The sequence below is a fragment of the Streptococcus infantis genome (genome assembly GCF_019929665.1).
Classification (GTDB): domain Bacteria; phylum Bacillota; class Bacilli; order Lactobacillales; family Streptococcaceae; genus Streptococcus; species Streptococcus infantis_H.
Window position 1 is genome coordinate 201,322 of the sequence record NZ_JAHZPZ010000001.1, and the last position, 25,175, is coordinate 226,496.

The 25,175-nt window shown below is 39.6% G+C and carries 29 protein-coding genes and 1 tRNA gene; 25 read left to right on the forward strand and 5 right to left on the reverse strand.

Translation table 11 applies throughout. The annotated features are described in order from the left end of the window. The first annotated feature begins 4 nt into the window (after nt 1–4). From rpmI to pyk, 7 genes are all read left to right on the forward strand, one after another. A complete protein-coding gene (gene rpmI / locus K1I61_RS00925) occupies nt 5–205 on the forward strand; it encodes a 50S ribosomal protein L35 (RefSeq protein WP_001125942.1) in 201 nt (66 codons plus the stop codon). Nucleotides 206–254: 49 nt separating this feature from the next. Further along, on the forward strand, nt 255–614 hold the full coding sequence (rplT, locus tag K1I61_RS00930) for a 50S ribosomal protein L20 (protein ID WP_000124834.1): 360 nt from the start codon (nt 255–257) through the stop codon (nt 612–614). 56 nt (nt 615–670) lie between these two features. Beyond that, the gene (gene gloA / locus K1I61_RS00935) at nt 671–1,051 is read left to right on the forward strand and encodes a lactoylglutathione lyase (RefSeq protein WP_004253875.1); all 381 of its coding nucleotides are present in this window, start codon (nt 671–673) and stop codon (nt 1,049–1,051) included. A gap of 209 nt (nt 1,052–1,260) precedes the next feature. Beyond that, nucleotides 1,261–1,695, forward strand: coding sequence for a hypothetical protein (locus K1I61_RS00940; protein WP_223332735.1), 435 nt, complete (start codon nt 1,261–1,263; stop codon nt 1,693–1,695). A gap of 157 nt (nt 1,696–1,852) precedes the next feature. Then, nucleotides 1,853–4,954, forward strand: a complete 3,102-nt coding sequence (locus K1I61_RS00945; protein ID WP_223332738.1) for a DNA polymerase III subunit alpha — start codon at nt 1,853–1,855, stop codon at nt 4,952–4,954. A gap of 81 nt (nt 4,955–5,035) precedes the next feature. Then, nucleotides 5,036–6,043 (forward strand): 6-phosphofructokinase, encoded by a 1,008-nt coding sequence (gene pfkA / locus K1I61_RS00950; RefSeq protein ID WP_004253883.1) that lies wholly within the window; start codon nt 5,036–5,038, stop codon nt 6,041–6,043. A 65-nt stretch (nt 6,044–6,108) separates the two neighbouring features. Further along, nucleotides 6,109–7,614 carry a pyruvate kinase gene (pyk, locus tag K1I61_RS00955; RefSeq protein ID WP_223332740.1) on the forward strand — a complete coding sequence of 502 codons (1,506 nt, stop codon included), beginning with the start codon at nt 6,109–6,111 and terminating at the stop codon, nt 7,612–7,614. Nucleotides 7,615–7,922: 308 nt separating this feature from the next. Here pyk and K1I61_RS00960 read toward each other — a convergent pair. Next, nucleotides 7,923–7,995: transfer RNA gene (locus tag K1I61_RS00960), tRNA-Thr, on the reverse strand. 106 nt (nt 7,996–8,101) lie between these two features. Further along, nucleotides 8,102–8,851 carry a lysophospholipid acyltransferase family protein gene (locus K1I61_RS00965; protein WP_317627979.1) on the reverse strand — a complete coding sequence of 250 codons (750 nt, stop codon included), beginning with the start codon at nt 8,849–8,851 and terminating at the stop codon, nt 8,102–8,104. Between the two features lie 131 nt (nt 8,852–8,982). Here K1I61_RS00965 and K1I61_RS00970 point away from each other — a divergent pair, with 131 nt between their 5' ends. From K1I61_RS00970 to galE, 5 genes are all read left to right on the forward strand, one after another. Next, nucleotides 8,983–11,319 carry a cation-translocating P-type ATPase gene (locus tag K1I61_RS00970; protein ID WP_223332744.1) on the forward strand — a complete coding sequence of 779 codons (2,337 nt, stop codon included), beginning with the start codon at nt 8,983–8,985 and terminating at the stop codon, nt 11,317–11,319. A 101-nt stretch (nt 11,320–11,420) separates the two neighbouring features. Further along, nucleotides 11,421–12,098 (forward strand): tRNA (adenine(22)-N(1))-methyltransferase, encoded by a 678-nt coding sequence (locus K1I61_RS00975; protein ID WP_223332746.1) that lies wholly within the window; start codon nt 11,421–11,423, stop codon nt 12,096–12,098. Beyond that, the gene (locus tag K1I61_RS00980; protein WP_223332752.1) at nt 12,085–12,882 is read left to right on the forward strand and encodes a Nif3-like dinuclear metal center hexameric protein; all 798 of its coding nucleotides are present in this window, start codon (nt 12,085–12,087) and stop codon (nt 12,880–12,882) included. Before K1I61_RS00975 ends, K1I61_RS00980 begins: the two co-directional genes overlap by 14 nt. Nucleotides 12,883–12,898: 16 nt before the next feature. Beyond that, entirely contained in the window at nt 12,899–13,993 is a 1,095-nt protein-coding gene (locus K1I61_RS00985) for an NAD(P)/FAD-dependent oxidoreductase (RefSeq protein ID WP_223332753.1), read from the forward strand. A 106-nt stretch (nt 13,994–14,099) separates the two neighbouring features. Continuing rightward, on the forward strand, nt 14,100–15,119 hold the full coding sequence (gene galE, locus K1I61_RS00990; protein ID WP_006152548.1) for a UDP-glucose 4-epimerase GalE: 1,020 nt from the start codon (nt 14,100–14,102) through the stop codon (nt 15,117–15,119). A 255-nt stretch (nt 15,120–15,374) separates the two neighbouring features. Here galE and K1I61_RS00995 read toward each other — a convergent pair whose 3' ends face one another. Then, a complete protein-coding gene (locus tag K1I61_RS00995) occupies nt 15,375–15,572 on the reverse strand; it encodes a ferredoxin (protein ID WP_223332754.1) in 198 nt (65 codons plus the stop codon). Between the two features lie 45 nt (nt 15,573–15,617). Here K1I61_RS00995 and K1I61_RS01000 point away from each other — a divergent pair, with 45 nt between their 5' ends. The 6 genes from K1I61_RS01000 (at nt 15,618) to pdxT (ending at nt 19,488) form a co-directional block, all read left to right on the forward strand. Then, complete coding sequence (locus tag K1I61_RS01000) at nt 15,618–16,109, forward strand: SAG1386/EF1546 family surface-associated protein (RefSeq protein WP_223332755.1); 492 nt, start codon at nt 15,618–15,620, stop codon at nt 16,107–16,109. 8 nt (nt 16,110–16,117) lie between these two features. After that, nucleotides 16,118–16,789 carry a (d)CMP kinase gene (gene cmk / locus K1I61_RS01005; protein ID WP_223332757.1) on the forward strand — a complete coding sequence of 224 codons (672 nt, stop codon included), beginning with the start codon at nt 16,118–16,120 and terminating at the stop codon, nt 16,787–16,789. A 138-nt stretch (nt 16,790–16,927) separates the two neighbouring features. Next, nucleotides 16,928–17,266, forward strand: a complete 339-nt coding sequence (locus tag K1I61_RS01010; RefSeq protein ID WP_006149888.1) for a zinc ribbon domain-containing protein YjdM — start codon at nt 16,928–16,930, stop codon at nt 17,264–17,266. A gap of 2 nt (nt 17,267–17,268) precedes the next feature. Continuing rightward, entirely contained in the window at nt 17,269–17,901 is a 633-nt protein-coding gene (locus tag K1I61_RS01015) for a Pr6Pr family membrane protein (protein ID WP_036757713.1), read from the forward strand. 138 nt (nt 17,902–18,039) lie between these two features. Further along, on the forward strand, nt 18,040–18,915 hold the full coding sequence (gene pdxS, locus K1I61_RS01020; RefSeq protein ID WP_223332760.1) for a pyridoxal 5'-phosphate synthase lyase subunit PdxS: 876 nt from the start codon (nt 18,040–18,042) through the stop codon (nt 18,913–18,915). After that, a complete protein-coding gene (gene pdxT / locus K1I61_RS01025; RefSeq protein WP_223332761.1) occupies nt 18,916–19,488 on the forward strand; it encodes a pyridoxal 5'-phosphate synthase glutaminase subunit PdxT in 573 nt (190 codons plus the stop codon). A 33-nt stretch (nt 19,489–19,521) separates the two neighbouring features. Here the strand turns inward: pdxT and trhA are convergent, their stop codons facing one another. Then, a complete protein-coding gene (gene trhA / locus K1I61_RS01030; RefSeq protein ID WP_223332762.1) occupies nt 19,522–20,169 on the reverse strand; it encodes a PAQR family membrane homeostasis protein TrhA in 648 nt (215 codons plus the stop codon). Next, nucleotides 20,159–20,614, reverse strand: coding sequence for a DUF1836 domain-containing protein (locus tag K1I61_RS01035; protein ID WP_036757719.1), 456 nt, complete (start codon nt 20,612–20,614; stop codon nt 20,159–20,161). The genes trhA and K1I61_RS01035 overlap by 11 nt, the downstream gene beginning before the upstream one ends. Nucleotides 20,615–20,748: 134 nt before the next feature. Between K1I61_RS01035 and K1I61_RS01040 the strand changes: the two genes are divergently transcribed. The 7 genes from K1I61_RS01040 to trxB all read left to right on the forward strand — a co-directional run bounded on the left by K1I61_RS01040 (nt 20,749) and on the right by trxB (nt 25,104). Next, a complete protein-coding gene (locus K1I61_RS01040; protein WP_223333178.1) occupies nt 20,749–21,249 on the forward strand; it encodes a GNAT family N-acetyltransferase in 501 nt (166 codons plus the stop codon). A gap of 13 nt (nt 21,250–21,262) precedes the next feature. Next, nucleotides 21,263–21,754, forward strand: coding sequence for a methylated-DNA--[protein]-cysteine S-methyltransferase (locus tag K1I61_RS01045; protein ID WP_223332763.1), 492 nt, complete (start codon nt 21,263–21,265; stop codon nt 21,752–21,754). 12 nt (nt 21,755–21,766) lie between these two features. After that, complete coding sequence (locus K1I61_RS01050) at nt 21,767–22,123, forward strand: Spx/MgsR family RNA polymerase-binding regulatory protein (protein ID WP_223332764.1); 357 nt, start codon at nt 21,767–21,769, stop codon at nt 22,121–22,123. Between the two features lie 156 nt (nt 22,124–22,279). Further along, nucleotides 22,280–23,080 (forward strand): amino acid ABC transporter permease, encoded by an 801-nt coding sequence (locus K1I61_RS01055; protein WP_223332766.1) that lies wholly within the window; start codon nt 22,280–22,282, stop codon nt 23,078–23,080. Continuing rightward, nucleotides 23,080–23,823 (forward strand): amino acid ABC transporter ATP-binding protein, encoded by a 744-nt coding sequence (locus tag K1I61_RS01060; protein WP_004253930.1) that lies wholly within the window; start codon nt 23,080–23,082, stop codon nt 23,821–23,823. The genes K1I61_RS01055 and K1I61_RS01060 overlap by 1 nt, the downstream gene beginning before the upstream one ends. Before the next feature lie 79 nt (nt 23,824–23,902). After that, the gene (locus K1I61_RS01065) at nt 23,903–24,127 is read left to right on the forward strand and encodes a DUF4059 family protein (RefSeq protein WP_006152536.1); all 225 of its coding nucleotides are present in this window, start codon (nt 23,903–23,905) and stop codon (nt 24,125–24,127) included. Nucleotides 24,128–24,192: 65 nt separating this feature from the next. Continuing rightward, entirely contained in the window at nt 24,193–25,104 is a 912-nt protein-coding gene (trxB, locus tag K1I61_RS01070) for a thioredoxin-disulfide reductase (RefSeq protein WP_036757725.1), read from the forward strand. The last annotated feature ends 71 nt before the right edge of the window (nt 25,105–25,175 follow it).

Consider the following 25,175-nt stretch of genomic DNA (forward strand, 5'->3'; position numbering starts at 1 on the left):
TATCATGCCAAAACAAAAAACACACCGCGCATCAGCTAAACGTTTCAAACGTACAGGTTCTGGTGGACTTAAACGTTTCCGTGCTTACACTTCTCACCGTTTCCACGGAAAAACTAAGAAACAACGTCGTCATCTTCGTAAAGCATCTATGGTGCATTCAGGAGATTTCAAACGTATCAAAGCAATGCTTACTCGCTTGAAATAATCGCGTATTTGTAAGTTAACAATTCTAGGAAATATTGGAGGAAATATAAATGGCACGTGTTAAAGGTGGCGTTGTATCACGCAAACGTCGTAAACGTATTTTAAAATTAGCAAAAGGTTACTATGGAGCTAAACACATCTTGTTCCGTACTGCAAAAGAACAAGTAATGAACTCTTACTACTATGCATACCGTGACCGTCGTCAAAAGAAACGTGACTTCCGCAAATTGTGGATCACACGTATCAATGCGGCAGCTCGTATGAACGGACTTTCATACTCACAATTGATGCATGGTTTGAAATTGGCTGAGATCGAAGTAAACCGTAAAATGCTTGCTGACTTGGCTGTTAACGATGCAGCAGCTTTCACAGCTCTTGCAGATGCAGCTAAAGCAAAACTTGGTAAATAATTATTCACAAGACTGGTGCAAATTTGTCCCAGTCTTTTTTAAACAAAGGAGAAAAAATGGCTTCAAAAATGTTACACACTTGCTTGCGGGTAGAGAATCTTGAAAAATCAATTGCTTTTTATCAAGATGCTTTTGGATTTAAGGAATTGCGTCGTCTGGACTTCCCAGAACACGCTTTTACCATTGTTTATCTAGGTCTTGATGGCGATGATTATGAATTGGAGTTGACTTACAACTATGATCATGGACCTTATGTTGTAGGTGACGGTTTTGCTCACATCGCTCTAAGCACACCTGACCTTGAGGCTCTTCATAAAGAACATAGCGACAAGGGTTACGAAGTGACAAATCCAAATGGACTTCCAGGAACACAACCAAACTATTACTTTGTTAAAGATCCAGATGGATACAAGGTAGAAGTGATTCGTGAAAAATAATAAAAACTCCTCATTTGTCAAATTGAGTTAGACAGTTTTACCTGATTCAGAAAAATTTGATAGGGAGGAGTGTAGGTCATTTATGTTAGTTTCTTTCAGACAAATGTGAGCGTTTATCTGAGACTAACATAGATGGCTTTTTCTATCTAGCTTAATGTGACAAATTGGGATATAATAAAAATAACTTAACAAATTAGTGGGAGAAAAAAATGTCAGACCAAAATTCAAATGTAGATCTAAACAAAGAAGAAGATAAGCTAATTGTAGAAAATAATTCGGTGGAAGATGTGAAGAATGGTCCAAAAGCAGTCAAGAAACCTTCGGCTCTTCTATCTTTCTCATTTTATTTGGCACTTACCTATATTCTTCTATTTATAACTCTTGCTTTATTTACTGCTCCATGGGGAATTGTATTCTTGATTTTTCTAGGTCCTAATTTAATTGCTTACGTTATAGCAACTGTCTTAACACAGATAGGAATTAAGAAAGTAAATAAAACTGTCTTGTATACAAGTGCAGGATTTTATTTACTTTCCGGACTTTTAGCATTCGACCCGGATTGGCAGATTTTTAGGGTCTTTCCTTATCTCTCACTAGTTCTAGTTCTAATCGGAATATTTTTAACGAAAGATACAAGTAACTAAGTTAAAAAAGCTAGGCGCAATTCTTCTTCGAATTTATTTCATCTCATAAAACCATAGCCTTTAAGGCTGTGGTTTTTTAGTTTAATGATTAGAAAGAAATTGTGCTTCTATTTTTTAAAATGGTATAATAGAAAAAGAAAAAGGGAGGTGAGAAAGAATGATTGCCCAACTGGATACGAAAACTGTCTATAGTTTCATGGAGAGTATGGTTTCAATCAAGAGATATGTTAGCCTTGGGAAAGAATATGGCTATTCATCACTTGGAATCATGGATGAAGATAATCTCTATGGAGCCTATTATTTCATCAAAGAATGCCAAAAACAAGGAATTCAGCCTTTATTAGGCCTTGAGATGACAGTTCATCATAAAGATGAATGGATCAATCTACGTTTTCTAGCCCTGTCAAACCGAGGTTATCAAAACCTGATGAAGCTGTCGTCTCTAAAGATGACAGGTAAAAAAGAATGGACTGATTTCTCTTCCTACCTTGAAGATATTTGTGTTATTGTTCCTTATTATTCTGGAATGAACGACTTGGACTTAGGGCATGACTACTATATCGGAGTGTATCCAGATACAGCTCAATCGAATTTTTCTCACCCCATTCTCCCTCTTTATCGTGTTAACTCTTTCGAGTCTGAGGACTTAGAAGCTCTACAGATGCTTAAAGCGATTAAAGAGAACGTGACCTTGAGAGAGGTTGATGTTCAATCTCAACAGGGTTTGTTTTTGCCTGCTGAACGTCTTGAACAGTTTTTTCTAGAGAAGTTTCCACAAGCACTCGAAAACCTAGCAGGATTGACCAAGGGTACTTCCTACGAGATTGATAGTAGTCTCAAACTTCCACGTTTCAATCCAGAAAGACCTGCTGTTGAAGAACTTCGGGAGAGAGCTATCAAGGGCTTGGAGCAAAAAGGCTTGCTAGATTCAGTCTATCAGGAACGTTTAGAAGAAGAACTGTCTGTGATTCATGATATGGGATTCGATGACTATTTCTTGGTTGTCTGGGATCTCTTGCGTTTTGGTCGGTCTCAGGGATATTACATGGGAATGGGACGTGGTTCTGCGGTAGGAAGTTTAGTAGCTTACGCTTTAGATATTACAGGGATTGATCCTGTAGCTAAAAATCTTATCTTTGAGCGCTTCTTAAATCGTGAACGTTACACCATGCCAGATATCGATATTGATATTCCAGATATCTATCGTCCAGAGTTTATTCGTTATGTTCGTGACCGTTATGGTAGTATCCATGCTGCGCAGATTGTCACTTATTCAACCTTTGGAGCCAAGCAAGCCATCCGAGATATCTTCAAACGCTATGGTGTCCCTGAGTATGAGTTGACAGCTATTACGAAAAAAATAGGCTCTAAAGATACTCTAACGACAGCCTATGAAGGAAATCTTGGTTTTAGACAACTCATTCAAAGTAAGATTGAGTACCAAAAGGCCTTCTCTATTGCTAAAAAGATTGAAGGTTATCCACGACAGACTTCTATCCATGCAGCTGGTGTCGTTATCAGTGATAAAAATCTAACAGATTATATTCCTCTCAAGTATGGAGAGGATATGCTGATTACCCAATATGATGCGCATGGAGTTGAAGGAAATGGCTTGCTCAAGATGGATTTCTTGGGCCTACGAAACTTAACCTTTGCTCAAAAAATGCAGGAGCTCTTATATGAAACTCAAGGTATTTCACTAAGAATTGAGGATATTGACCTTGAAGATAAGGCAACCTTAGCCCTCTTTGCTGCAGGTAAGACCAAGGGAATCTTTCAGTTTGAACAACCTGGAGCCATACGCTTATTGAAACGAGTGAAACCACAAAATTTTGAAGAAGTAGTGGCGACGACTTCCTTGAACCGACCAGGAGCGAGCGACTATATCGATAATTTTGTGGCAAGAAAACACGGCAAAGAAAAAGTGACCGTTCTTGACCCAGTTTTGCAAGATATCCTAGCCCCAACCTATGGCATCATGCTTTATCAAGAACAGGTTATGCAGGTGGCTCAGCGTTATGCAGGTTTTAGCCTTGGGAAAGCCGATATTTTACGTCGTGCCATGGGGAAAAAGAATGCTGCAGAGATGCATCGAATGGAGGAGAGTTTTATCCAAGGTGCACTCGAAAAAGGGCATAGAAAAGAACAGGCCCAAGAAGTCTTTGCTGTTATGGAAAAATTTGCTGGATATGGTTTTAACCGTTCGCATGCTTATGCTTATGCTGCCTTAGCCTTTCAGCTTGCCTACTTTAAAACACATTTTCCAGCAATCTTCTATCAGGTCATGCTCAATTATGCCAGCGGGGATTATATCCTAGATGCGCTTGAAATGGGCTTTGAATTAGCTCCGCTTTCCATCAATACGGTTCCATATCAAGATAAATTGGCAGATAAGACAATTCATCTAGGTCTTAAGAGTATTAAGGGAATGCCTCGTGATTTTGCCTATTGGATTATCGAGAATCGTCCATTTTCTAGTGTTGAAGATTTTATCACACGATTACCCAAAAATTATCAAAAGATTAGCCTCTTAACCCCTTTAGTGGAAGTAGGACTTTTTGATGGATTTGATAAAAATCGTCAAAAAATCTTAACCAATCTACCAACTCTATTTATCTTTGTAGAAGAATTAGGTAGCCTCTTTGCGGATTCTAGCTATAGTTGGACAGATACAGAGGACTTTTCAAATATTGAGAAATTCCAAAAAGAGCAGGAATGGTTAGGAGTTGGCATCAGCCAACACCCATTGCTGGTTTTAGCGAAGAATCCTTTGTATCCTATTGTGAGTTTATCTGAACTTTCCGAGGGACAGACAGCAACAGTGCTCGTTGAAATTCAGTCTATCCGAGTGATTCGAACTAAAAAAGGTGAAAACATGGCCTTTTTGAAAGTTACTGATAGTAAAACAAGTCTGGAGGTCACTGTTTTTTCTGAACAGTACCGCCAATTTAAAAATCGCTTGCACGAAGGAAGTTTCTATTACCTAAATGGAAAAGTGCAATCCAGAGATGGTCGTCTTCAATTAATTTTAAATAATCTGAAAGAAGCAGTGAGTGAGCGTTTTTGGATTCAGGTAGCTAATCATGACCACGATTCTGAAATTTATCATATTTTAGATCAGTATAAGGGGCAAATTCCTGTTGTCATTCGTTATGAAAATGAACAAAAAAATGTTCTTTTGCCTGGTTATTTAGTTGCAAAAGACGCTGGCTTACAAGAATCTTTAAAACAGATTGTCATGAAAACGATTTATCGTTAAAAATCAATGAAAATAAAAGAATTTTAACTTTAAATATGGTATAATCAGTTAGAATGTTAAAAGAAAAAGGAGCAAAACCAAATGAAACGTATTGCTGTTTTGACTAGTGGTGGGGACGCCCCTGGTATGAATGCTGCCATTCGTGCAGTTGTTCGTCAAGCAATCTCAGAAGGAATGGAAGTTTTTGGTATCTATGATGGATACGCTGGTATGGTTGCTGGTGAAATTTATCCACTTGATGCTGCTTCAGTAGGAGACATCATTTCACGTGGTGGTACTTTCCTTCACTCAGCTCGTTACCCTGAGTTTGCAAAACTCGAAGGTCAACTTAAAGGGATTGAGCAATTGAAAAAACACGGTATCGAAGGTGTCGTGGTTATCGGTGGTGACGGTTCTTATCATGGAGCTATGCGCCTGACTGAGCATGGATTCCCTGCTATTGGACTTCCTGGAACAATCGATAACGATATCGTAGGTACTGACTTTACAATCGGATTTGACACTGCAGTAACAACTGCAATGGATGCCATCGATAAGATTCGTGATACATCATCAAGTCACCGTCGTACTTTCGTTGTTGAAGTAATGGGACGTAACGCTGGAGATATCGCTCTTTGGGCAGGTATTGCAACAGGTGCTGACGAAATCATCATCCCTGAAGAAGGCTTCAAATTTGAAGATATCGTAGCAAGCATCAAAGCTGGATATGAACACGGTAAAAAACACAACATTATCGTTTTAGCAGAAGGTGTCATGTCAGCAGCTGAATTTGGTCAAAAACTAAAAGAAGCTGGCGATACAAGCGACCTTCGTGTAACTGAACTTGGTCACATCCAACGTGGTGGTTCACCAACAGCTCGTGACCGTGTATTGGCGTCACGTATGGGTGCACACGCTGTTAAACTCCTTAAACAAGGAATCGGTGGTGTCGCTGTCGGTATTCGTAACGAGAAAATGGTTGAAAATCCAATTCTTGGAACAGCAGAAGAGGGAGCTTTGTTTAGCTTAACAGCTGATGGTAAGATTGTTGTCAATAACCCTCACAAAGCTGACCTTGAACTTTCTGACTTGAACAAGAGCTTGTCATAATCAACTTTAACTAATCTGGTAAAATGACCATAAAAGGTCGAATTATATAAAGGAGTCACAAAATCATGAACAAACGTGTAAAAATCGTTGCAACCTTAGGTCCTGCGGTAGAAATCCGTGGTGGTAAAAAATTTGGTGATGACGGATACTGGGGTGAAAAACTTGACGTTGAAGCTTCAGCACAAAACATTGCTAAATTGATTGAAGCTGGAGCAAACACTTTCCGTTTCAACTTCTCACACGGTGACCACCAAGAACAAGGTGACCGTATGGCAACTGTTAAACGTGCAGAAGAAATCGCTGGTAAAAAAGTTGGTTTCCTTCTTGATACAAAAGGTCCAGAAATCCGTACAGAGTTGTTCGAAGGCGATGCTAAAGAGTACTCTTATACAACTGGTGAAAAAATTCGTGTTGCAACTAAACAAGGTATCAAATCAACTCGTGAAGTGATTGCTTTGAACGTTGCAGGTGCGCTTGACATCTATGATGACGTTGAAGTTGGTCACCAAGTTTTGGTTGACGATGGTAAATTGGGTCTTCGTGTTTTCGCAAAAGACGATGCAACTCGTGAATTTGAAGTAGTCGTTGAAAATGACGGTATCATTGCTAAGCAAAAAGGTGTAAACATCCCAAACACTAAAATTCCTTTCCCAGCACTTGCTGAGCGCGATAACGCTGATATCCGTTTCGGTTTGGAACAAGGTATTAACTTCATCGCGATTTCATTTGTACGTACTGCAAAAGACGTTGAAGAAGTTCGTGCCATCTGTGAAGAAACTGGTAACGGTCATGTTCAATTGTTCGCCAAGATCGAAAACCAACAAGGTATCGATAACTTGGACGAAATCATTGAAGCTGCTGACGGTATTATGATCGCTCGTGGTGACATGGGTATCGAAGTACCATTCGAAATGGTTCCAGTTTACCAAAAAATGATCATCACTAAAGTAAACGCTGCTGGTAAAGTTGTTATCACTGCAACAAACATGCTTGAAACAATGACTGAAAAACCACGTGCAACTCGTTCAGAAGTATCAGACGTATTTAACGCTGTTATCGACGGAACTGATGCTACAATGCTTTCAGGTGAGTCTGCAAACGGTAAATACCCACTTGAGTCAGTAACAACAATGGCTACAATTGACAAGAACGCTCAAACTCTTCTTAACGAATACGGACGTTTGAACTCAGATACTTTCGAACGTAACTCTAAGACAGAAGTTATGGCTTCAGCTGTTAAAGACGCTACTAACTCAATGAATATCAAATTGGTTGTAACTTTGACTAAGACTGGTCACACAGCTCGTTTGATTTCTAAATACCGTCCAAATGCTGATATCTTGGCATTGACATTCGACGAATTGACAGAGCGTGGATTGATGTTGAACTGGGGTGTTATCCCAATGTTGACTGAAGCTCCATCATCAACTGATGATATGTTCGAAATCGCTGAACGTAAAGCAGTTGAAGCAGGTCTTGTAGAATCTGGTGACGATATCGTTATCGTTGCAGGTGTACCACTTGGTGAAGCTGTTCGTACAAACACAATGCGTATCCGTACAGTACGTTAATCTAACATTAAAAACCTATCATACTAGGCTTTACAGCTTGTATGATAGGTCTTTTTTTGTTTCATAAGGTCCAGAACCCTATTTGTTTAAGAAAAGAAAAAACTCTCTGGAAAAACCAGAGAGTGTGAGAGGCATCTCCATGTGAGAAACTGGTTCACACAATTTCTCAAGGTCCGCTCCTGCGTAATGACCTCCTTTGCGCAATTGTAGCTCTCGCTACATATCGACTCATCGCAGATTTTATTTTACTATAGAGCCAATACTTTGTCAAGAAAAAAAAGCTCCCCAGATAGGAACTGCTGAATTGATGCTAATTGCCGGGATCGAACCGGCGACCTCATCCTTACCATGGATGCGCTCTGCCTACTGAGCTAAATCAGCTTACTTTGAAAGTATACTATAGATTTAAGCTTTTGTCAATATGCTAATTAGTATGCTAACTCATTGGAAAAGCCCAAGTAATAAACTTGGGCTTATGAAAATTAGACTATTGTAATTGCTCTCTCTTTTTATCTGGGTTCCAAACAAAACTTGCAACAAAAGTAAAGAAAATTGTCAGAATTCCTATTATAATTGCTAGAATCAAGGCAGGTATACGGATGAGCCACCACAGTGGATTTGGCTTTTTATTGTTGTGCCACTGTTTTGTTTCCTCATCCAGGCGTTGAAATTCAGATTGGATGCGGTCTGCAACCATCTCAATTCCCTCATCATTCATCTTTTTAATATCTGAGATATCAATCGGATTTCCGAAGTTCATATCAATACGTTCACGGCTGACAAGCCCTTGTAGAGTCATAGGACCAGTGTAAGTAACTGGCATGATGCGAACCTTTGCCATCTTCGCGATTAGGGCAACACCACCCTTAACATCGGTAGAATGACGACTACCACTAGGAAACATAATCAGTGAGCGATTGCTCTTTTTAAGTACATTGATTGGGTATTTGATAGCAGAAGAACTTGGATTTTCACGATCGATAGGGAAGGCACCACACATACGAATCCACCAGCCAAAGATTCGGTTGGAGAAAAGTTCCTTTTTAGCCATAAAGACAAACTGTTTCGGTTTGGTCGCAAATGCCATGTAGACGGGATCCCACCAGGTACGATGGGGAGCGACTAGGATATAGTTTTCATCTTGACTCGGAATTTTATCAGTATTGTGAAAGTGAGCATTTCCATTAATTGACCATAGAATCAACATAACCAGCCCACGAAGATAAGTATAAAACATGATGTCTCCTTCAGTTTTCTTTCTTTTATTATACCTTATCATACTAGGACAGGCAAATGTTTTTTGTTTAGGCGGAATAGCTTTTTATATGAAATTAGAAATATTCAAAAAAAAATGATATGATAGAATTTATGGATAAAAATAAAATGTTGGGATTAAGCCAATCAGAAGTCAAAGAACGTCAAAAACAGGGACAGGTCAATGATTTCCAAGCTTCAGCTAGTACTAGTACATGGCAGATTGTGAAGAGAAATGTCTTTACTTTATTCAATGCTTTAAACTTTGCCATTGCCCTAGCGCTCGCCTTTGTTCAAGCCTGGAGCAACCTAGTTTTCTTTGCGGTTATCTGCTTTAATGCATTTTCTGGGATTGTAACCGAGCTACGTGCCAAACATATGGTTGATAAACTCAATCTCTTGAATAAAGAAAAGATTATCACTATTCGTGATGGACAAGAGATCGCTTTGGACCCTGAAGAGCTTGTTTTAGATGATGTTATTCGCTTGTCAGCAGGAGATCAGATTCCAAGTGATGCCATTGTATTAGAAGGTTTTGCAGAAGTCAACGAAGCTATGTTAACGGGTGAGAGCGACTTGGTGCAAAAAGAAGTAGAAGACTTAATGTTGTCGGGTAGCTTTCTTGCAAGTGGTTCTGTCCTCGCTCAGGTACATCATGTTGGGGCGGATAACTATGCTGCTAAACTCATGCTTGAAGCTAAGACAGTGAAGCCAATTAACTCTCGTATCATGAAATCGCTAGACCGGTTAGCTGGTTTTACTGGGAAAATTATCATTCCTTTTGGTATTGCTCTCTTGCTTGAAGCCTTGGTCTTAAAAGGTCTGCCACTCAAGTCTTCTGTAGTCAATTCATCTACAGCTCTTTTAGGAATGTTGCCTAAAGGTATAGCCCTTTTGACCATCACCTCTCTCTTAACTGCTGTTATCAAGCTTGGGTTGAAAAAGGTTTTGGTGCAGGAGATGTATTCTGTTGAGACCTTGGCACGTGTGGATATGCTCTGCTTGGATAAGACAGGGACAATCACCCAAGGGAAGATGCAAGTTGAGACGGTCCTTCCTCTTACTCAAGCTTACGACAAAGATTCCATTGCCAAAATGCTAACTAGTTATATGGCACACAGTGAGGATAAAAATCCAACTGCCCAAGCTATTCGAAAGTGTTTTGCGGGAGAGGTAGCTTATCCGATGATTTCTAGCCTTCCATTTTCAAGTGATCGAAAATGGGGAGCAATGGAGTTGGAAGGTCTAGGAACTGTTTTCCTAGGCGCACCGGAGATGTTGTTGGATGCTGAAGTTCCTGAAGCTAGAGAAGCTCTTGAACGAGGATCTCGTGTCTTGGTGTTAGCGCTCAGTCAAGAAAAACTTGACCATCACAAGCCACAAAAGCCATCTGATATTCAGGCTTTGGCTTTGCTTGAGATTCTAGATCCGATTCGAGAAGGTGCTGCTGAGACGCTAGACTATCTTCGTTCTCAGGAAGTGGGATTGAAAATTATCTCTGGTGATAATCCAGTCACTGTTTCAAGTATTGCCCAGAAGGCTGGTTTTGCAGACTATCACAGCTATGTAGATTGTTCGAAAATTAATGATGAAGAATTGATAGCCATGGCTGAAGGAACAGCCATTTTCGGACGTGTTTCACCTCATCAAAAGAAACTCATCATCCAAACTCTGAAAAAAGCAGGACATACTACAGCAATGACAGGGGATGGTGTCAATGATATCCTAGCTCTGCGTGAGGCAGACTGTTCCATTGTTATGGCTGAGGGAGACCCAGCAACTCGTCAGATTGCAAATCTGGTTCTCTTGAATTCAGATTTCAATGATGTTCCTGAGATTCTCTTCGAAGGTCGTCGTGTGGTCAATAACATTGCCCACATTGCTCCAATTTTCTTGATTAAGACTATCTATTCCTTCTTGCTAGCAGTTATCTGTATTGCCAGTGCTTTGTTGGGACGTACTGAATGGATTTTGATTTTCCCATTCATTCCGATTCAGATTACCATGATTGACCAGTTTGTGGAAGGATTCCCACCGTTTGTATTAACTTTTGAACGAAATATCAAACCTGTGGAACAAAACTTCCTCAGAAAATCCATGCTTCGAGCTTTACCAAGTGCCTTGATGGTAGTCTTTAGTGTTCTCTTTGTTAAAATTTTTGGAACCAGTCAAGGCTGGACCGACATTGAAATTTCGACACTTTTGTATTATCTATTGGCATCGATTGGTTTCATGTCTGTAGTTAGAGCTTGCTTGCCATTTAGTCTTTGGCGTGTGTTATTGATTATTTGGTCAGTTGGAGGTTTCCTTGGAACAGCTCTATTCCCAAGAATCCAAAAATTGCTTGAAATTTCAACACTTACAGGTCAAACATTGCCTATCTATGGCATTATGATGCTCGTCTTTATTGTGATTTTCATACTGACAAGTCGTTATCAAGTTAAAAGATAAAGAAAGACTGCAATCCATGATTGCGGTCTTTTTTAGGTGCAGGATTGCCAGATAAAATATGGTATAATAAAGGGAAATAGAGTTTTTGAAAGTGAGAGAAGATGATTTCAAAGAGATTAGAAACAGTAGCTTCTTTTGTTCCCCAAGGAGCTGTTTTACTGGACGTCGGTAGCGACCATGCTTATTTACCTATTGAATTAGTTGAAAAAGGTCATATTGAAGCTGCCATCGCGGGTGAAGTTGTAGAGGGACCCTATCAATCTTCAGTTAGAAATGTTGAAAGTCATGGTTTGACTGAGAAAATTCAGGTTCGTTTAGCCAATGGTTTAGCAGCTTTCGAAGAAAGTGATCAGGTCTCTGTTATCACTATTGCAGGAATGGGTGGTCGTTTGATTGCTACGATATTAGAAGAGGGTTTGGATAAACTAGCCAATGTTGAGCTTTTGATTCTTCAACCCAATAATCGTGAAGATGAGTTACGTAGTTGGTTACAAGAGCATGGATTTAAGATTGTAGCTGAAAGTATTTTAGAGGAAGCTGGAAAATTCTATGAGATTCTAGTAGTGGAGGCTGGGAAAATGACATTGTCAGCAAGTGACACCCGCTTTGGTCCTTTTCTATCTAAAGAACTTAGCCCCGTATTTGTCCAAAAGTGGCAAAGAGAAGCAAGTAAGCTCGAATTTGCCCTTAGTCAAATCCCAGAAAAAAATCATGAAGAACGTCAAGTTTTAGTAGATAAAATTCAAGCCATCAAGGAGGTGCTCCATGAAAGCAAGTGAAGTGATTAAGCGTTATGAAACCTATTGCCCCCAAGAATTTTCTATGGAAGGCGATAGTCGTGGTTTGCAGATTGGTACCTTAGACAAGGATATCCAAAAAGTCATGGTTGCCCTTGATATACGTGAAGATACAGTGGCAGAAGCTATTGAAAAGGGTGTGGATTTGATTATCGTTAAGCACGCGCCTATCTTCCGTCCGTTAAAGGACTTGGTAGCTAGTCGCCCTCAAAATCAGATTTATATTGATCTTATCAAGCATGATATTGCAGTCTATGTTAGCCATACCAATATTGATATTGTTGAAAACGGCCTTAATGACTGGTTCTGCAAACTATTGGATATTAAGGATACAACTTTTCTACAGGAAACAGGTCCTGAACGTGGCATCGGGCGTATAGGCAATATTAAACCTCAAACATTTGAAGAATTTGCTAGTCATGTTAAGGAAGTATTTGGTCTAGATAGCCTTCGTATGGTGTATTATAAAGAAACTGATTTGCAAAAAACAATCTCAAGAGTAGCTATTTGTGGTGGCAGTGGGCAGTCTTTCTACTCTGATGCTTTAGCAAAAGGAGCTCATGTTTACATTACTGGTGACATCTATTACCACACTGCCCAAGATATGTTGTCAGACGGCTTGTTGGCTCTGGATCCAGGCCACTATATTGAAGTTCTTTTTGTTGAAAAAATTGCAGCGTTCCTGAATGAATGGAAGGAAGAGAATGCTTGGTATCTAGAGATTATCGCAAGTCAGGCATCAACCAATCCATTCCATCATATCTAGTTAGAAGGTAAAGACAATGAAAAAAGTTGCCATTGTAGGAGCAGGAATTGTAGGGGCCACAGCAGCCTACTATCTTTCTAAGGAAGCTGATATCGAAGTAACTGTTTTTGATTTTGGACACGGGCAAGCTACCAAGGCGGCAGCAGGAATTATTAGTCCCTGGTTTTCTAAACGACGCAATAAGGCTTGGTATAAGATGGCGCGCCTAGGAGCTGATTTCTATGTAGATTTGTTGAATGATTTACAAGAGTCTGGACAGGAGGTTGATTTTTATCAACGCTCGGGAGTCTTTCTCTTGAAAAAAGATGAATCTAAGTTGGAAGAACTCTATCAACTAGCCTTGCAACGTAAAGTTGAATCTCCCTTGATTGGCGAATTAGCCATTTTGGACCAAGCGACTGCAAGTAACCTATTTCCTGGTCTAGAGGGATTTGAGAGATTACTTTATGCTTCTGGAGGAGCTCGAGTAGATGGACAACTCTTAGTGAGTCGCTTACTGGGAGCTAGTCAAGTGAAGGTCATAAATAAAGAGGTCAGTCTAACCCCTCTATCATCGGGCTATCAGATAGACAATCAAATGTTTGACCAAGTCATCTTATCCACAGGAGCTTGGCTTGGCCACATCTTAGAGCCCTTAGGATATGAGGTAGACGTTCGTCCTCAAAAGGGGCAACTCCGAGATTACCAAGTGCCACAAGACATGGGAGCTTACCCTGTAGTTATGCCGGAAGGTGAATGGGATTTGATACCATTTCCTGGAGGTAAATTATCTCTAGGAGCTACCCATGAAAATGACATGGGATTTGACCTAGCAGTTGATGAGAATTTGCTTCAACAAATGGCTGAAGCAGCAAGTTCGTTTTATCCTAGCTTAAAAGGTGCAATGATAAGTGGTGAACGTGTGGGGATTCGTGCTTATACGAGTGATTTTTCGCCGTTTTTCGGACAAGTGCCAAACTTGCCAGGAGTATTTGTTGCGAGTGGATTAGGATCGTCAGGATTGACAACTGGACCCATTATAGGCTATCACCTAGCCCAAATGCTTGAGGGGAGAAGTGGAGTCTTGGATCCAGCGGATTATCCGACTGAAAGATATATTAAAGAGAAATAATCGTAAACTTTTTACCTAGTTTTTACGATAGGATTAGGATAGCAAATGACTTTCCCTATCAAAAATGGTAAAATGAAAAAAATAATTTAAGAATAGAGGAAAAAAGATGCAAGAAAAGATTTTGGTAACAGGTGGTGCAGGTTTTATCGGAACTCACACTGTCATTGAATTGGTCCAAGCTGGACATCAGGTTGTTGTAGTGGATAACTTGGTCAACAGTAGCCGTAAAAGTTTAGAAGTAGTGGAAAGAATTACAGGAGTTGAAATTCCTTTCTACGAAGCTGACATCCGCGATACAGATACACTTCGTGACATTTTCAAACACGAAGAACCAACAGGTGTAATCCATTTTGCTGGTTTGAAGGCAGTTGGTGAGTCAACTCGTATCCCTCTTGCCTACTATGACAACAACATTGCTGGTACAGTTAGCCTTTTGAAGGCAATGGAAGAAAATAACTGTAAGAACATTATCTTCAGTTCATCAGCAACAGTTTATGGAGATCCACATACTGTTCCAATCCTAGAAGATTTCCCACTTTCAGCTACCAACCCTTATGGCCGTACCAAGCTTATGCTGGAAGAAATCTTGACAGATATCCATAAAGCAGATTCAGAGTGGAATGTTGTCTTACTTCGTTACTTCAACCCAATTGGGGCGCATGAGAGTGGTGATCTAGGAGAAAATCCAAACGGCATTCCAAATAACCTTCTACCGTATGTCACACAAGTCGCAGTTGGTAAGTTAGAACAAGTTCAAGTCTTCGGAGATGACTACGATACAGAAGATGGAACAGGTGTTCGTGACTATATCCACGTAGTTGACTTAGCCAAAGGACACGTTGCCGCCCTTAAGAAGCTTCAAAAAGGCTCTGGACTCAATGTCTATAACCTTGGTACTGGAAAAGGCTACTCAGTTCTTGAAATTATCCAAAATATGGAAAAAGCTGTTGGGCGCCCAATTCCATACCGTATCGTTGAACGTCGCCCAGGTGATATTGCAGCCTGCTATTCAGACCCAGCAAAAGCTAAGGAAGAGCTCGGATGGGAAGCAGGACTTGGTATTACAGAAATGTGTGAAGATGCATGGCGTTGGCAAAGCAAACATCCAAATGGATTTGAAGACTAATCGTTTGATTAAACAAAAAAAGAGGAAGTAATTCCTCTTTTTTATAATTTTATATGTGGTTGAAATAAAAAATTTGATTAGTGCTTAAGTGATAGAAAAATGTCCTAAAAGAACAGTTTATTTATTATTGAAATGCTGGAACAAATAAAAGTAAAATTGTATAAAAATAGCTAGCAAAATACTATAATTTTCTAGAAAAATATGCTAAACTAGATAAAGTGGAAAACCTCGTTTATTTTCTGCTAAAAACTAGGACTAATCTTTAATCAGGGCACGTGTAGGACAGTTTTTTACAGCTTCTAACACATCTTTACTTAGGGGAGTTTCCCTCTCTAGCTGATCAGGATTATCATAAAAACGGACGATACCATTATCATGGTAATCAAATAATTCAGAATAAGTCTGGCAGAGCCCACAAGCGATGCAACGTTCAGGTATAAGTGTGATTTTCATATTTATATTGTAATAAGAAAGTAAAAAAAACTCAAGGAGTAAGGTATGGAAAAGGAACCGTGGCAAGAAGATATTTATGAAAACCAAGAAGAGGAATCAAGAACAGAACGCCGTCAACGAAACAAAAAAGGTTCAGGTGTAGTGGCCAATCGTATTTTAACGGTTCTGGCTATTCTCTTCTTTGTCATTGTTGTTGGGATGGTAGTTGTATTGGTCTACTTGTCATCAGGCGGAAGTGATCGCACTTCAGCTTTGAAAGATTTTTATGATTCTTCAGCTCCAAAAGTAGAAGAAGTTACAACAGTGGCTACTACTGCCCAGTCAACAGAGTCAACAGAAGCAGAGACAACTCAACAAGAACATACGGAGGCACGTACTGATTCTGAAGGAACTATTACAGTCATGGCAGGAGAAGGGGAAGCGGCCATTGCGGCTCGCGCTGGAATCTCTATTGCTCAACTTGAAGCCTTGAATCCTGGTCATATGTCTTCAGGAACTTGGTTTGCAAATCCTGGTGATGTCCTTAAGACAAGATAGGAGTGAAAATGAAAACAATTCAGATTGCGATTGATGGGCCAGCTTCCAGTGGTAAGAGTACAGTAGCTAAGATTATTGCTAAGGACTTTGGCTATACTTATCTGGATACAGGCGCTATGTATCGTGCGGCGACTTACATCGCATTGAAAAACCAAATTAGCCCAGATGAGCCATCTCAACTTCTTGAATTATTGGAACAATACCCGATTAGTTTTGGTCGCGCTGAAACAGGAGAACAGCTTGTTTTTGTTGGAGATGTAGATGTAACAAATCCAATCCGTGAAAATGAAGTAACCAATGCTGTTTCTGCTTTTGCGGCGATTCCAGCTGTTCGTGAAAAATTGGTAGCCCTTCAGCAAGAAATTGCCCGACTAGGTGGTATCGTTATGGATGGTCGCGATATTGGAACAGTAGTCTTGCCTCAGGCTGAATTAAAGATTTTTCTTGTAGCATCTGTAGATGAACGTGCAGAACGTCGTTACAAAGAAAATCTTTCAAAGGGAATCGAAACGGATTTGGAAACTTTGAAGGAAGAGATTGCTGCGCGTGACTATAAAGATAGTCATCGTGAAACTTCACCTCTTAAACAGGCTGAGGATGCAATCTATTTGGATACGACTGGACTCTCTATTTTAGAAGTTGTTGAAAAAATTAAATCAGAAGCCCAAAAACATTTGTAAGAACTATAAAAACGATGAACTGAATTTCGGTTTGTCGTTTTTTTATCATGATTTGTCAAATAGTCTGTTTTAAGGTATAATAGTTGCTGTTAAAGAAAATTTGACAATCAAATAATCAACATTTTTTAAGGAGATAACATGAGTCAATTACCAAATTGCCCAAAATGTAATTCAGAATACGTATATGAAGATGGCACACTTCTTGTTTGCCCAGAATGTGCTTATGAGTGGAATCCTGCTGAGCAAGCAGAAGTTGAAGAAGGAGTTGTTGCCATCGATGCAAATGGAAATAAACTAGCTGATGGAGATACAGTCACTTTGATTAAGGACCTTAAAGTCAAAGGGGCTCCTAAAGACCTCAAACAAGGAACTCGTGTGAAAAACATCCGTATTGTTGAAGGTGACCACAACATTGACTGTAAGATTGATGGTTTTGGTGCTATGAAGCTTAAATCAGAATTTGTGAAGAAGATTTAATCATGATTAAAAATGAAAAAGTAATATTTTATAGTCGTATCTTTTTATTTATAGCAGCCTTTACCGGTGTATACTTGGAGATTACCAAGCGCGGTGGTTTAGGGATGTTGCTATACTACACAGTACTTTCTAACCTTTTGGTTGTACTTTTTACAGCTTATCTTTTGTTAAAGATGCGTGGTGGAGGTGATAGTTGGCAGAGTCCTGGTATTCTACGTCTCAAAGGTGGCGTCACTATGAGTATTATGATTACTTGTGTCATCTATCATTTCATGCTAGCTCCCTTGACGACAGATTTTTACCGTTTGGAAAATTTCCTTTGCCATTATATTGTCCCTCTCTGGTTTTTAGCAGATACAATTATTTTTGATAAGAGTCGTCAATATAAGTTAGTCGATCCCATGCTTTGGACTAGCCTTCCTTTGCTTTATATGATTTTTGCCCTCTTAAACGGTTTTGTTCTAAAGATGGATGTCCCTAATGCTAAGGATAGTCCCTTCCCTTATTTCTTTTTGAATGCTACCAAACATGGTTGGGGCTTTGTCTTTAAATGGGCAGCAACTATCTTTGTTGCCTACATGGTTTCAGGATATCTCTTTTATCTTGTGAAAAGTATTAAAAAATCTAAGAAATAAAAGTACCCAATATGGGTGCTTTTTTTGTGATAGAGATAATTGTACCCGGACAAATCAATTTATTTTATCTTGTTATGCAGTCTTTTATACCTTACAATAAAACTGTAGCTACCAATACAACTATTGAGGATGAAAAAAATGACTGAAAATCGTTATGAATTAAATAAGAATTTGGCACAGATGCTTAAGGGTGGCGTCATCATGGATGTTCAAAATCCTGAACAAGCAAGAATTGCAGAGGCTGCAGGTGCGGCAGCAATTATGGCTTTAGAACGAATCCCAGCTGATATTCGTGCAGCGGGTGGTGTCTCTCGCATGAGTGATCCAAAGATGATTAAGGAAATCCAAGAAGCAGTCAGCATTCCAGTTATGGCTAAGGTTCGAATTGGGCATTTTGTTGAAGCACAGATTTTAGAGGCCATCGAGATTGACTATATTGATGAGAGCGAAGTTCTATCTCCAGCTGACGATCGTTTCCATGTGGACAAGAAAGAATTTCAAGTTCCTTTTGTTTGTGGTGCTAAAGATCTAGGAGAAGCCTTGCGTCGTATTGCTGAAGGAGCTTCTATGATCCGTACAAAAGGGGAACCAGGAACAGGAGACATCGTTCAGGCGGTTCGTCATATGCGTATGATGAATCAAGAAATTCGCCGCATTCAAAACCTCCGTGAGGACGAGTTATATGTTGCTGCCAAAGAACTCCAAGTACCTGTAGAATTAGTTCAATATGTCCACGAACATGGGAAATTACCAGTTGTTAACTTTGCGGCTGGAGGGGTTGCAACACCAGCGGACGCTGCTCTTATGATGCAGCTAGGTGCAGAAGGTGTGTTTGTTGGCTCAGGGATTTTCAAATCAGGTGATCCTGTTAAACGTGCGGCAGCAATTGTCAAAGCTGTTACCAATTATCAGAATCCTCAAATTCTGGCTCAAATCTCTGAAGATTTAGGAGAAGCCATGGTTGGTATCAATGAGAATGAAATCCAAATTCTCATGGCGGAGCGAGGAAAATAGATGAAAATCGGAATCTTGGCCTTGCAAGGTGCCTTTGTAGAACACGAGAAAATGCTTGCTCAACTAGGAGTTGAAAGTATTGAACTGCGAAACCTAGAAGATTTTCAGCAACACCAGAGTGACCTGTCGGGGTTAGTCTTGCCAGGGGGAGAGTCTACAACTATGGGGAAACTGTTGCGAGATCAGCAGATGCTAATTCCTATAAGAGAGGCTATTCTCAATGGTTTACCAGTCTTTGGAACTTGTGCGGGTTTAATTTTGCTAGCAAAACAAATCACTTCTCAAGAGGAAAGCCATCTAGCGACCATGGATATTGTGGTAGAGCGCAATGCCTATGGACGTCAGCTAGGAAGCTTTTATACAGAAGCTGACTGCAAGGGCGTTGGTAAAATTCCAATGACCTTTATCCGTGGACCTATTATTAGTGAAGTTGGTAAGGGTGTTGATGTTCTAGCAGTAGTGAATCATCAAATCGTTGCGGCACAAGAAAAGAATATGCTGGTAACCTCCTTTCATCCTGAATTGACAAATGATCTTCGCCTGCATCAGTACTTTATGAATATGTGTAAATAAAAAAAGAGGTTGGGATTTTTCCCAACTTCTTTTTTACATGTAATAAACAATAGCGATATATTGGAGAGCAGAGGCTGCTAGGATAAAGAGATGCCAAATCATATGGAAGTATGGTTTCTTTTTAGCGTAGAATCCAGCGCCAACTGTATAGCAAAGGCCACCTGATACCATAAGACTCCAAAACATTGGACTTGTCTGACTGATGATTGCTGGTAAGATAGCCAATACAAGCCATCCCATGATGAGGTAAAGGATGAGGCTGAATTTTTCATTGACCTTCTTGGCAAAGATTTTATAAAGAATACCGAAAATAGTTGTCCCCCATTGGATAGCAATAATGAGATAACCAAACCAATTATTCATCAGGGTTAAAACCACTGGGGTATAAGAACCTGCAATGGCAACATAAATCATAGAATGGTCAATAATTCGTAACACATATTTATGAGTCGAACCATAAGCCATAGAATGATAAATAGATGATGATAAGAACATGAGAAAGAGGCTGATGACGAAGATGGAAACACCGATAGACGATAAGAAACCATGTACCTCATAACTATAGGTTGATGAAATAGGAAGTAGGATGAGCATGATAAATGCTCCTACAGCATGGGTGACACTGTTGGCAATTTCTTCTCCAAAACTAAGTCGTTTACTAAGTTTGAAACTAGTATTCATTTGTTTCCTCCTTTTCGGTTTCTGTATAGACTAGTGCAAGTGTTTGATGATAGAGTTTGACTGTTTGGCAGCTTGCCTGGATAATGGGATTAGCTGGATCAATATCTTCATTCATATAGTCCACAAAAGCATTGTAAAGTTCTTCTGAATTAGTGTCTGTGTGTAGGGTATTAAGGGTTTGAGCAATTTCTTGGATAGAAAAAACAGACTTGAGAGTGGTAATAGCAATCAATCGTGCGATTTGTTTGCGTTGATATTTTTTCTTTTCAGGTTTACTGATATAACCGTGTTTGACATAGTTGTTCACCATGGATGCTGTCAAACCTTTCTCCTTGTCAGGAGAAGCTGGAGGACAGATTTGATTGACATAGAGCAGAACTTGGTCCAGATAGAGATTGATACTTGGAATTTCTTCCCATTTTGGATAGGAAAAAGTGGTATTCATTTTCAACTCCTTTTTATCTAGTTTTAATAACTAGATTATAAAATATTAGAAATAATAAGTCAAGTTTCAAGTGCTTGTAGAAAGAAATAATTTATGCTATGATGAGAGAAAATAGTATGAAAAGAGGATGAATGATGGAGATTCGCTTAGCCTTTCCAAATGAAGTTGATGCAATTATGCAAGTGATTGAGGGAGCCAAGAAATATTTGGCAGAAGCTGGTAGCACTCAGTGGCAAAACGGCTACCCAGATGCAGATACCATTATTGAAGATATTATCTCTGGTCAAGCTTATGTAGCCCTAGACGAAGGGGACCTCTTAGCTTATGCAGCAGTGACTAAGAGCCCAGAAAAAGCTTATGAAGCAATTTATGATGGCAACTGGGAGGGAAATGAAGCAGAATACTTAGTATTTCATCGTATTGCTGTTGCTAGAGACGCGCAAGGTCAAGGTGTTGCTCAGACCTTTTTAGAAGGCTTGATTGAAGGCTTCGATTACCTAGATTTTCGTTCAGATACGCACGCTAAAAACATAGCCATGCAGCATATCTTTGGAAAACTTGGCTTCAAACAGGTTGGTAAAGTTCCAGTAGACGGGGAACGCTTGGCCTATCAAAAATTAAAATCAAATGCCTAAGAAGTATGTAAAGATGCTATACAAGTCACCGATTGGTCCCCTATCTCTGGTAGCAGATGACCACTATTTGTTTGGGATATGGATTGAAGAAGAGAGCGATTTTGAGAAGGGATTATCTGAAAATGATGTGACTGTTGTTGACAGTCATCCCATTTTAAATCAAATCACTTCCTATTTAGAGACTTATTTTAAGGGGCAAGATCAAGACTTATCTGAAATGCCTTTAGCTCCTGTCGGTAGTGACTTTGAAAAAAGAGTCTGGAACTACTTGAGAGGAATTCCTTTTGGTCAGACAGTTACTTATGGGCAAATAGCTAAGGACTTGCAGGTGGCTTCTGCTCAAGCAATCGGAGGAGCAGTAGGTCGCAATCCTTGGTCTATCCTTGTACCTTGTCACCGTGTGCTAGGTGCTGGAGGACGTCTGACAGGCTATGCTTGGGGACTCGAAAAGAAGGCTTGGCTCTTGAGGCATGAAGGTGCAAGTTATCAAGAAAATAAAAAATAGAAAGAGAAGAAAATGTTAGAATTTATCGAATATCCAAAATGTACAACTTGTAAAAAAGCTAAGAAAGAATTAGATCAACTCGGACTAGAATATAAAGACGTTCATATCGTTGAAGAGACTCCGAGTGAAAAGGTCATTTTAAACTGGCTCGAAACTTCGGGATTTGAATTGAAGCAATTTTTCAATACTAGTGGTATCAAATACCGTGAACTGGGTTTGAAAGATAAAGTTGGAACATTGTCAAACAAAGAAGCAGCCAAACTCTTGGCCAGTGATGGTATGCTGTTAAAACGTCCGATATTAGTTGAAAATGGTCTTGTAAAACAAATTGGCTATCGTAAATCATACAAGGACTTGGATTTGAATTAGTTTTTTTCTATCTCCTTGATAGATAATATATATAACCTCCCACTTTTAAAGTATGATAAACTAGAAGGTAGATGAAATCTGATATGCTCGTAGCAAATATTTTTAATTAGAGCATAAGTATGATAGAATGAATCATTATCTTGAGAGGATGTTTCTATGAATGTTACAACGATTTTAGCATCTGATTGGTATCAAAATTTGATGCAATATATTCCAGATGGCAAACTTTTTAGTTGGCGTTCTGTCTTTGATGGGATTCCAAGAATAGTACAGCAATTACCTACAACATTGATGTTAACGGTATTCGGTGCCTTTTTTGGTATCATGCTAGCCCTAATCTTTGCTATCGTTAAAATCAACCGAGTTAGATTTATATACCCATTACAAGCCTTTTTTGTTAGTTTCCTAAAAGGAACCCCAATTTTAGTTCAACTTATGTTGACCTATTACGGGATTCCATTAGCTCTGAAAGCCTTGAATCAACAATGGGGAACTTCTCTGAACATTAATGCTATTCCAGCAGCAACATTTGCGATTGTAGCATTTGCTTTTAACGAGGCGGCCTATGCTAGTGAAACCATCCGTGCAGCAATTCTTTCTGTAAATCCTGGTGAGATTGAAGCTGCCCGTAGTCTTGGAATGACACGCGCACAAGTTTACCGTCGTGTGATTATTCCAAATGCAGCCGTAGTTGCAACACCAACCTTGATTAACTCCTTGATTGGCTTGACCAAGGGGACTTCCCTAGCCTTCAGTGCAGGTGTTGTAGAAGTCTTTGCCCAAGCTCAGATTTTGGGTGGTGCAGACTATCGTTACTTTGAACGTTTTATCTCAGTTGCCCTTGTCTACTGGGTGGTAAATATCGTTATTGAAAATCTTGGCCGTTTCATTGAAAGAAAAATGGCTATTACAGCACCAGATAATGTTGAGACAGATGTGAAAGGAGAGCTTCGCTAATGATTAAAATTTCAAATTTAAGCAAATCCTTTTCAGGTCAAACCGTTTTAGACCATCTGAACTTAGATATTCAAAAAGGAGAAGTTGTTGCCTTAATTGGTTCTTCAGGAGCTGGGAAATCAACTTTTCTTCGTAGCCTAAACTATCTAGAAACTCCTGATAGTGGTTCTATTCAGATTGATGATTTCAAAGTTGATTTTTCTCAAATTACGCAAGAAGAAATTCTAACTCTTCGTCGTAAACTATCGATGGTTTTCCAACAGTTTAATTTATTTGAGCGTAGAACAGCGTTAGACAATGTTAAAGAAGGCTTGGTGGTAGTAAAAAAACTATCGGATGAAGAAGCGACTGAAATTGCTAAGGAAGAGCTAGCTAAGGTTGGGCTTTCTGATCGTGAACAGCATTATCCGCGTCACTTGTCAGGGGGGCAAAAACAACGGGTAGCTATAGCGCGTGCCCTAGCCATGAAACCAGACGTCTTACTCTTGGATGAACCAACTTCAGCACTGGACCCAGAATTGGTTGGTGAGGTAGAAAGATCGATTGCCAATGCTGCAAAATCAGGTCAAACCATGGTTTTGGTTAGTCATGATATGTCATTTGTTGCTCAAGTGGCTGATAAGGTTTTATTCTTGGATAAAGGAAAGATTATTGAATCTGGAACACCGGATGAGATTATCAACCATCCTAAAGAAGAACGAACAAAAGAGTTCTTTGCTAGTTACAAACGGACCTATATTTGATATAATAGAAGATAAGAAAAACTCAGTTGGCTAAGCTAACTGGGTTTGCTCTTTAAAAATAATAGAAATGAGAGAGAGCATGCTAGTTCAGCTATTTGCTTTGTATTTAGAGAGTTTGGTTTTGACGATTTTACTAGTCTTGGTTGTCTTAGGGATTTGGATTGGTTTAAGAGCTCTATCAGGTGTGGATAAAACTGCCAAGGAGCGTCAGGCTCACCTCTATGATATGATTATGATTGGAGTTCTAACAATTCCAGTATTGTCTTTTGCAACCATGAGCATCTTGTTGGTTCTCAAGGCGTAATAGTTGTCAAATAGGATTTCATCCGTTAGAATAATAATAGTTACAACAAGAAAGAAGGAAATAGAATGTACGATACGATTATTATCGGTGCAGGTCCTGCTGGGATGACTGCAGCCTTGTATGCAGCTCGCAGCAATCTCAAAGTAGCTTTGATTGAAGGTGGCCTTCCTGGCGGTCAGATGAACAACACTTCTGACATTGAAAACTATCCAGGTTATGCTAACATTAGTGGACCTGAGCTAGCAGAAAAGATGTTTGAACCTCTTGAAAATCTAGGTGTTGAACATCTCTATGGCTTTGTAAAAAATATTGAGAACCATGGTGATGTTAAGAAAGTAATAACAGACAATGAAGAATTTGGAACTCGCACAGTTATCGTAGCGACTGGTTCAAAACATCGCCTCTTAGGAGTTCCAGGAGAAGAAGAACTGAATAGTCGTGGAGTTTCCTACTGTGCGGTTTGTGATGGAGCCTTTTTCCGTGACCAAGATTTGTTGGTTGTAGGTGGTGGTGACTCAGCGGTTGAGGAAGCAATCTTCTTAACACAGTTTGCCAAAACTGTAACCATCGTTCACCGTCGAGATGAGCTTCGTGCTCAAAAAGTCTTGCAAGACCGCGCCTTTGCCAATGATAAAATCAACTTCATTTGGGATTCTGTTGTCAAAGAAATCAAGGGTGAAAACCGTGTGGAGTCAGTTGTCATTGAAAATGTTAAAACAAATCAAGTGACTGAACATGCCTTTGGAGGTGTCTTCATCTATGTTGGTTTAGATCCAGTTAGCGATTTTACAAAAGATTTACAAATCCAAGATGAGTCAGGTTGGATTGTGACAGATGACCACATGAAGACAAGTGTTGCAGGTGTCTTTGCAGTTGGAGATGTTCGTCAGAAAGACCTTCGCCAAGTTACAACAGCAGTTGGAGATGGTGCTATTGCAGGTCAAGAAGCCTATAAATATATTACTGAACACAGTTAAAAAGGCGGTGGGACAGAAATCGATAGACAAAGTCTCGATTTCGTAGTCCCAGCCCCGCGAGGATGATTAGG